The sequence below is a fragment of the Rhodococcus sp. MEB064 genome (genome assembly GCF_000834565.1).
Taxonomy (GTDB): Bacteria; Actinomycetota; Actinomycetes; order Mycobacteriales; family Mycobacteriaceae; genus Rhodococcoides.
This window is the reverse complement of sequence record NZ_JXQS01000008.1, coordinates 359,971-368,339: the sequence shown is the minus strand read 5'-3', so window position 1 is coordinate 368,339 and position 8,369 is coordinate 359,971. Positions and strand designations below refer to the sequence as shown.

Below are 8,369 nucleotides of genomic sequence, written 5' to 3'. Positions count from 1 at the left end.
GGCACTGACATTCATCGACACACTGTTGAGTTCTCAAAGAACACGCACACACCACCACCACCCACACACAAGCGGGAGGATCCGGGGCAACCGTTCCAGCCTAACCGCGTCCGATCGCCTCGGTCAAGGACCGCGATCGGAGTACGAAGTAGACAGTCATTCGCGCCTCGGGCTTACCATAACTTCAGGCCTTGCGGGCCTGGCTGGTGTCCGTGTCGCTCTGACTTGAAGAAAGTTACGCGACGGATAACAGTGCGTCAAATCCGCAGGTCATCCTTGCGTCGGGGTCACGAACGAGCAGGTCGGACGCATGACGGGCGCCGGCGCCCGGTCAGTCAGAACCTGATCGGCCATGTGACGCCGAACACCGGGACCCATCCGTTCAGGACAGACGCCGCACTCCTGCCATGTTCTTCTTGCCGCGTCTCACCACCAGCCACTCGCCGTGGAGGAAGTCGTCTGCGCCGGCAACCCAGTCCTCTGCACCGATCTTCTGGTTGTTGACCGACACCCCGCCTTCCTTGACCACGCGTCGCGCAGCCCCCTTGCTGTCGCACAACTTGGTCTCGACGAGGAGGTCGACAATCGTCGGGGTCTCCCCCGCGCCGATCTCCGCGACATCGGTCTCCGACAACGCGGCACCGAGAGTCGCAGCGTCGAGATCACGAAGCTCGCCTCGGCCGAACAGCGCGGAACTGGCGAGCTCGACCGCGATCGTGTTGGCCTCGCCGTGAACGAGGGTCGTCATCTCCGCAGCAAGGCGCCGCTGGGCGAGTCGTGCCTGCGGCTTCTCGGCAGTGGCGGTCTCCAGTTCGGCGAATTCGTCACGGTCGAGGAACGTGAACCACCGCAGGTACTTGACGACGTCGGCGTCCGCGGTATTCACGAAGTACTGGTACCAGGCGTACGGCGATGTCATCTCCGGATCCAGCCACAGGCTTCCGCCACCCGTGGACTTCCCGAACTTGGTCCCGTCGGCGGCGGTCACCAGCGGAACGGTCAATCCATGCACCGCATCACCGTCCATCCGACGGGTCAGATCGATGCCGGCGACGATGTTTCCCCACTGGTCCGACCCACCCACCTGCAGTGAGCATCCGTGCTCCCGGTGCAGATGCAGGTAGTCCTGCGCCTGGAGCAGCATGTAGCTGAACTCCGTGTAGGACATGCCGTCCGACTCGAGTCGCTTCTTCACGGTGTCCCGCGCCAGCATCACGTTGACCGAGAAGTGCTTCCCGATGTCGCGAAGGAAGTCGATGGCCGACAGCGGAGCCGTCCAGTCCAGGTTGTTGACGATGACGGCGCCCGCAGGCCCTTCGAAGTCGACGAACCGGGACAACTGACCCTTGATGCGGTCAGCCCACTCGGCGACCGTGTCGGTCGAGTTCATGACACGTTCCCCTACATCCCGAGGATCACCGATCAATCCGGTCGCTCCACCTGCGAGAACGACGGGTCGGTGGCCTGCACGTTGGAAGCGGGACAAGACCAGCAACGGCACCAGGTGGCCTGCATGCAGACTCGGGCCGGTCGGATCGAATCCCGCGTACAGCGTGATCGGGCCGTCATCGGTCGTCGCGGTCGACAACGCGTCGATGTCGGTCGACTGGGCGATCAGCCCACGCCAGGTCAGGTCCTCGATGATGCTCACCGGACGATCTTCCCGTATCCGCGCTGTCAGGTGGACGGCGGCCTCGGTGTCTCGGCCCCCGGAGACTGTGCGCGTGGACTCCGCCGATACGCCGACACGGAGGGCGAATCCGGGAGCCAGAAGCGCCACGGTCTGTCGGCCGCTGTCGACACCCCGACTCGTGGGCCGGACCGGACGTCGGTCGTCACGACGTCGGGTGCGGTGAAGGTGACGTCGGACCCTGCACGGGCGACACGGCACGCATTGTCACCGAGGGAGAGCGCGAGAGTACTGCCGACGTTGCCGGGACCGCGAGCCATACCGGGGATCGGCGCAGCGGGACGCCGACCACGCGCAACAGGGAGACCGGCGATGACCTCACCTGCACGGATGAGGACAGCTCCTGCTGTTCCCTCGGGCCCGCAGACGATGTTGGCGCAGAGATGCATGCCGTAGCTGAGATAGACGTACAACCGCCCGGCCGGCCCGAACATCACAGCGTTCCGGGGCGTCGGCCCGCGGAAAGAGTGTGCGGCCGGGTCCGGCCAGGGGCCGTCGGGGTCACCGCCGTACGCCTCGACCTCGACGACTCGGATCATGACGCCGCGTGACGTCATCACCCCACCCAGAAGCAGACGCGCAGCCGACACCGGGTCGGCCGATGCGAGTGCACTCTCGAGTGAGCTCTCCATCGCCCGTCTCCGACCGACGGTCAGTCGGCGACGGCTGCCGGTTCGACGGCCCTGGCGACGATATCGGCGTGTTCTGCCTCGTCGGCGTCCCGCGCGTCGTCGATCAGCAACACGGGAATTCCGTTCTCGATCGGGTAGACGCGCCGCAGACGCGGGTTGTAGAGCAGTTCGTCCTGGATGAGCAACAGCGGGCCCTTGTCCTGCGGGCAGGCAAGGATGCTGTGAAGGCGAGCATCGACGCTCAACGGGACTCCTCGAATCGGGGTCGGTCGAATCGACCTGACGGATGCCTGCGACCTTACTGCGGAACCGAGAACCGCTCCGCCGCCACTGCCTTGGTGAGCCGCTTGTACTCCCCCGACGACGACGCGAGATACCACGTCTTCACACCCGGCGCCGGAAGACCTGCACTGCGCAGCGCAACGTCGAGAGGACGGAACGCCCGACTGAGCGCGATGTCCTTGACCACGTGCACCAGGTCGGGCCGTTCTGCCGGATCGAGGGCCAACAGCGCCTCCGAAACGGTTGCCGCCGTGAGGTTCTCGCCGGAGCGCACGGTCACAGCACAGATCGACCACTGCGACCCGTGGTCGCCGATTCCGTAGGCGACAGCGAGATCGACCGCGGACGCCTCACCCATGGCGTCGACGATCGGTTGCGGGTAGATCGGACCGCGCGCGGTCGCGACGATGGACCGCTTGTGTCCCAGCAGCCAGTAGTCGCCGCCCTCGTCGCGTCGGAACAGCAGGTCGGTAGGGGTCCACACGTCGCCGGCGCTGAAGACACCTCGCATGAATGCGCCACTGGCGTCGTCCAGGCCGGGGCGCCCGAGAAGAAGCCCCGGCTCCCCTGGTTCGCTCTGTCGCACGAAGCCACGATCGTCCACCAGGTACCGGCCGGAGACCGGGTCGTAGGCAGCGAGCGCGACGCGAGCACTTCCCGGAAGGGGTCGACCCTTGGCGCCGATCTTGGTCCCCGCGACGTTCGCCAGCACGACGTCACCCTCGGTCGAGGCATAGAACTCGAGCACGCGGGCGGGCGCGAGCCGCTCCAGGCTCCGTCGCCACAGGTTGGTGGGCATGCCCGAACCGATCAGCAGGCGGATCGCGTGCTGTCCCCGGTGGGGCAATCCCGGATAGTCGAGCAGTTCTCGCATCATCGTCCAGGTGTAGGAGACGACGGTGACGCCGTAGCGCTGGATCTCGTCGGCGAACCGCTCGGGTTCGAGTCCGCGGGACAACGCGATGCGCGAGCCTCCCACCAGCGCACCACCGACGGCGACCAGGAGCCCGGCCGAATGGTGCAGAGGCGCGAGGCAGTACACGGTGTCGCTACGCGACAGACCCGCGGAACCCGCGGTTCCGAAAGCCGACAATGCCCATCGGTAGTTGGTGATGAACTTGGCGTCGAGTGCATCCTCGGTGCCGCTGAACAGGACGAACGCCAGCTCACGTGCGCGACCGGGGTTGGGTACGTACCACCCTGGCAGTTCCACGGTCGACGGGTCGATCTGCTCGAGGTCGACCACAGCGTCCTCGTCGTCGATGTCGAGAGAACGGGATTCCCCGCCGCCGAGCACGAGGACATCGAGTCCGTAGGCAGCCGAGCCGGCCAGGTTGTCCGGATCGACGATCAGCAGGCTGACGCGGCCCAGCTTGATCGCCGCGGACAGATCCCCGGAGGGTTGCAACATGACGGCGACCGCGCCGATGCGTGACAACGCCGCCACCGCCGCGAGAGCGCTGGGGCGGGTCTCCATCAACACACCGACGTGCATCGCGGGGCGCACCCCGTTGATGATCAGGCCGCGGACGACATTGTCGATGCGCTGGTCCACGGCGGAGTAGGAGTACACGCGATCGTCGAAGACGAAGCATTCGCCCTGACTCGCCCGACGTGCTTGTTCAGCGAGCAGACGACCGAGCGACACCTGTGAATGTGGTTGCAGCTGACCGAGTCTCGCGAGTCGCGGCAACGTGCGCGCCGCCTCGGACGAGATCTCCCGAGATCCACGGACAGCACCGGCGGCCGCCGAGGCGAACCCTCGTCCGAGCCCCAGACCGACCTCCGCGATGGTGGCGGCCGTGTGGACCAGTCGGTTGGCCACCGACACACCGCTTTCCGACGCCGGATGCTCGTCGTACGCCATCTCCTGCGCTTCGATCGGACGCGGCCCCAGTCCCTCGCGCCAGCGGATCCAGGCCGATGTCGTCGGCCACGTCTGCGTTGCCGCAGTGCTTCCGACCACCAGACCGAAGTGGCCCGCACGAAGACCGGCCTCGTACACCTCTGCACGCGGTGCGGCCTTGCGGATACCGCGGACGGCGAGCGGCTGACCGATGTCGTCGACCTCGCCCACGAAGGCGAGAATCGGCATCGTCAGCTCGGCCAGGGACACGACCTTGCCGCGGATGGAGAATCCACCGGTCATCATGCGGTTGTGCACGACGAACTGGGTCAGAAGCTCGGCGACCGCGGGTCCCGACCACGCCACCCAGCCGTCCATCGCCAGGAACCGACGCTGGGATTCACGCGGCAGCAGCGCATCCCGGTCGTGCAGTTGCAGAAGGAAGTCGATACGCGACTTGACCGTCTTCGCCGGGTCCAGGAGTTGGAAGCCCGTGCGCGCCATCCAGTCCGTCACGTCCAGACGGGTGAAGACGTGCTCCGCCAGGAACTCCGCTCCCTTCGTCGCGACGTTGGCCGGGATGCCGAGTGGCAGAGCCGCCAGTGTGTCGACGGGACTTCCGAACGTGATGATGCTGGCGATGTTGCGGCTCGATCGGTAGGCAGCCGCCTGGTAGCAGAACATCCCGCCCTGCGAGTAGCCACCGAGGTGCACGTCGCGCCCCGTGCGGTCGGCGACGATGTCGATGATCTCGCTGATGGCGACGATGTGGTCCGCGAGCGTGCGGTTCCACCCACCCTCTTCGGTGGCCGGAGAACCGAAGTCGACGACCCACGGATCGAGGCCGGCCTCGTGCATGATGCCGACGCCGCCCTGATCGCGGGTCACGTCGTACACGTCGGCGGACATCATCATCGGCGGTACCAGAACGACGGGTGGTCCCGTCTGGTCCGACTCCGGGAAGTAGCGCCGCAGCCGGTACATGCGGTCCCGCGCCACCACGGTGAATTCCGACGGCACGGCGTCGGTCTCGAGCCCCCCGAGTCGGATGACCTCGAGACCGTTCTGCGCCGTCGCGACGACACGTCGCAACGATGTCGCGACCGACCCGGTATCGATACCCAGCAACTGAACTCCTCGACGCGTTCCTGCTCGACCCTCGTGTCCCCCGACGAACTAGGTCGATACGGGCTTAGCGTCTCATACCCGTCCGACGCCGAGAACGGCTCGTCCGGGTACCGCGCGTCAGGCGGATGTCCAGGTCCTCAGATCCGCCGTAAGCCCGACGACGACCGAGATCTGTTCGGCCACTCGAACCGGTGCGGTGCCGCCACGGCTGTCGCGAGATCCGATGGATCCGTCGACGGTCAGGACGGCGCGCACATCCGGGGTCAGCGCGGAATCGATCTCCGCGAACTCGTCGTCCGTCAGCTCGTCGAGTCCGACGCCGCGAGCCTCGGCGCGGCGAACGCAGTCCCCCGCAACCTCGTGCGCGTGGCGGAACGGAACCCCCTGGCGCACCAGCCACTCCGCGATGTCCGTGGCCAACGTGAAACCGGCCGGGGCGAGCTGACGGAGCCGAACGGTATCGAACGTCAGTGTCGAGACCAGGCCGGTGAGGGCCGGAAGAAGCATCTCGAGCTGGAGGACCGAGTCGAACACCGGCTCCTTGTCCTCCTGCAGATCCCGGTTGTACGCCAGCGGCTGCGCCTTCAGCGTCGCCAACAACCCGGTGAGATTGCCGATCAGACGACCCGTCTTGCCGCGCGTGAGTTCGGCGACGTCCGGGTTCTTCTTCTGCGGCATGATCGAACTGCCGGTCGACCACGCGTCGGCAAGCGTCACGTAAGCGTATTCGGGCGTACTCCACGACACGATCTCTTCCGCCAGTCGGGAGAGATCGACCGCCGTCATCGCCAGGACGAACGCGGCTTCGGCGGCGAAGTCGCGGGAACTGGTCGCATCGATCGAGTTCTCCGCCGACCCGCTGAAGCCGAGCTCGGCCGCGATCTTCTCCGGATCCAGGCCCAGAGACGACCCGGCCAGAGCGCCGGACCCGTACGGCGACACGGCCGCACGACCGTCGAAGTCGCGGAACCGCTCGACGTCGCGCAGCAGCGGGTGGGTGTGTGCCAGCAGGTGATGCGCGAGCAGGACCGGCTGCGCCGCCTGGGAGTGGGTCTTCCCCGGCATCGCAGCATCCGGATGTGCGACGGCCTGCTCGGTGAGTGCGCCCACGACATCGAGAACACCGGCCGACACACGACGGACGGCATCGCGGAGCCACATGCGGAAGAGGGTCGCCACCTGGTCGTTGCGGGATCGCCCCGCACGCAACCGGCCACCCAGCTCGGGTCCCACCTGCTCGATCAGTCCACGCTCGAGGGCACCGTGCACGTCCTCGTCGGACTCGGCCGGCCCGAACGCGCCGGACTCGGTGTCGGCGGCGAGCCGATCGAGTCCGGCGAGCATGGCCTCGAGATCCGGGGCAGTGAGCAGTCCGGCCGAGTTCAGCACGCGAGCATGAGCTTTCGACGCCCTGATGTCGTACGGCGCCAGTACCCAGTCGAAGTGTGTCGACTTGCTCAGTGCCGCCATCGCCTCGGCCGGACCCGACGCGAAACGGCCACCCCAGAGAGCGCCGGAATTGGTGCCGTGAGCGGGTGAGGTCACAGGTCCGACTGACCCTGCGCAGCGACGGCCCCGCGATCACGACTCGCTGCGATCTTCGCGGACAGACCGTGCAGCTGCACGAAGCCCTTCGCCGACGACTGGTCGAACGTGTCACCGGCGTCGTAGGTGGCCAGGTTGAAGTCGTACAGCGACTCGCCACTGCGGCGACCGTTGACGACGATCGTTCCTGCGTGCAGCACCAAGCGGATCTCACCGGTGACGTGCTCCTGCGTGTGCTGGACGAACGTGTCGAGCGCACCCTTCAGCGGTGAGAACCACAGGCCGTCGTACACCTGCTCGGCCCACTTCTGGTCGGTGTGGCGCTTGTACCTACCCAGCTCACGCTCGATGGTGACGTGCTCGAGTTCCTCGTGCGCACGGATGAGGACCATGGCGCCCGGAGCTTCGTACACCTCACGGCTCTTGATTCCCACCAGGCGGTCCTCGACCACGTCGAGTCGTCCGACGCCCTGCTTGCCGGCGCGCGTGTTCAGCTCCTGGATGGCCTCGAGCACCGACACCGGACGTCCGTCGATCGCGACGGGACGTCCCTTGTCGAAGGTGAGCACCAGTTCGTCGGGTGCGTTGAAGTTGGCCGTGGGGTCCTCGGTGTAGTCGTAGACGTCCTTGGTCGGCGCGTTCCACAGGTCCTCGAGGAAGCCGGTCTCGACGGCGCGTCCCCACACATTCTGGTCGATGGAGAACGGCGACTTCTTGGTGACGTTGATCGGGATCGCGTTCTCCTCGGCGAAGGCAATGGCCTTCTCGCGCGTCCAGGCGTAGTCGCGCACGGGCGCCAGCACCTCGAGCTCGGGCGCGAGGGTGTTGAAGCCGACCTCGAACCGGACCTGGTCGTTGCCCTTGCCGGTGCAGCCGTGAGCGACGACCGTGCCGCCGTGCGAGCGTGCGTTCTCGACCAGGTGCTTGACGATCAACGGACGGGAGATCGCGGAGACCAGCGGGTAACGGTCCATGTAGAGCGCGTTGGACTGGATGGTCGGGAGGCAGTACTCGTCGGCGAACTCGTCGCGCGCGTCGACGACGACGGCCTCGACGGCGCCGCAGTCGAGGGCGCGCTGACGGATGACCTCCATGTCCTCACCACCCTGACCGAGATCGATCGCGACGGCGACAACCTCCTTGCCGGTCTCGCGGCCGATCCAGCTGATGGCGACAGAGGTGTCGAGACCACCGGAGTAGGCGAGGATGACGCGTTCGGCCATGAGGTATGTGCTCCTTCGTTGTG

At 66.6% G+C, this 8,369-nt stretch carries 6 protein-coding genes; all 6 read right to left on the bottom strand.

The annotated features are described in order from the left end of the window. Positions 1 to 382 precede the first annotated feature (382 nt). The 6 genes from tyrS to RU01_RS04920 all read right to left on the bottom strand — a co-directional run bounded on the left by tyrS (position 383) and on the right by RU01_RS04920 (position 8,346). Positions 383 to 1,651, bottom strand: a complete 1,269-nt coding sequence (gene tyrS / locus RU01_RS04945) for a tyrosine--tRNA ligase (RefSeq protein ID WP_042573343.1) — start codon at positions 1,649 to 1,651, stop codon at positions 383 to 385. A 26-nt stretch (positions 1,652 to 1,677) separates the two neighbouring features. Then, positions 1,678 to 2,322 carry a DNA-3-methyladenine glycosylase gene (locus RU01_RS04940; protein WP_042573342.1) on the bottom strand — a complete coding sequence of 215 codons (645 nt, stop codon included), beginning with the start codon at positions 2,320 to 2,322 and terminating at the stop codon, positions 1,678 to 1,680. A 20-nt stretch (positions 2,323 to 2,342) separates the two neighbouring features. After that, on the bottom strand, positions 2,343 to 2,567 hold the full coding sequence (locus RU01_RS04935; RefSeq protein WP_042573341.1) for a Trm112 family protein: 225 nt from the start codon (positions 2,565 to 2,567) through the stop codon (positions 2,343 to 2,345). A 53-nt stretch (positions 2,568 to 2,620) separates the two neighbouring features. Next, positions 2,621 to 5,578 (bottom strand): AMP-binding protein, encoded by a 2,958-nt coding sequence (locus tag RU01_RS04930; RefSeq protein WP_042573340.1) that lies wholly within the window; start codon positions 5,576 to 5,578, stop codon positions 2,621 to 2,623. 117 nt (positions 5,579 to 5,695) lie between these two features. Then, positions 5,696 to 7,123 (bottom strand): argininosuccinate lyase, encoded by a 1,428-nt coding sequence (gene argH / locus RU01_RS04925; protein WP_042573339.1) that lies wholly within the window; start codon positions 7,121 to 7,123, stop codon positions 5,696 to 5,698. Beyond that, the gene (locus RU01_RS04920; protein ID WP_042573338.1) at positions 7,120 to 8,346 is read right to left on the bottom strand and encodes an argininosuccinate synthase; all 1,227 of its coding nucleotides are present in this window, start codon (positions 8,344 to 8,346) and stop codon (positions 7,120 to 7,122) included. Before RU01_RS04920 ends, argH begins: the two co-directional genes overlap by 4 nt. Positions 8,347 to 8,369: the final 23 nt, after the last annotated feature.

What these genes read in the sequence shown, in the direction of transcription:
- RU01_RS04940 (WP_042573342.1), bottom strand. Translation starts at nt 2,322, where the DNA reads ATGGAGAGCTCACTCGAGAGTGCACTCGCATCGGCCGACCCGGTGTCG.
- RU01_RS04920 (WP_042573338.1), bottom strand. Translation starts at nt 8,346, where the DNA reads ATGGCCGAACGCGTCATCCTCGCCTACTCCGGTGGTCTCGACACCTCT.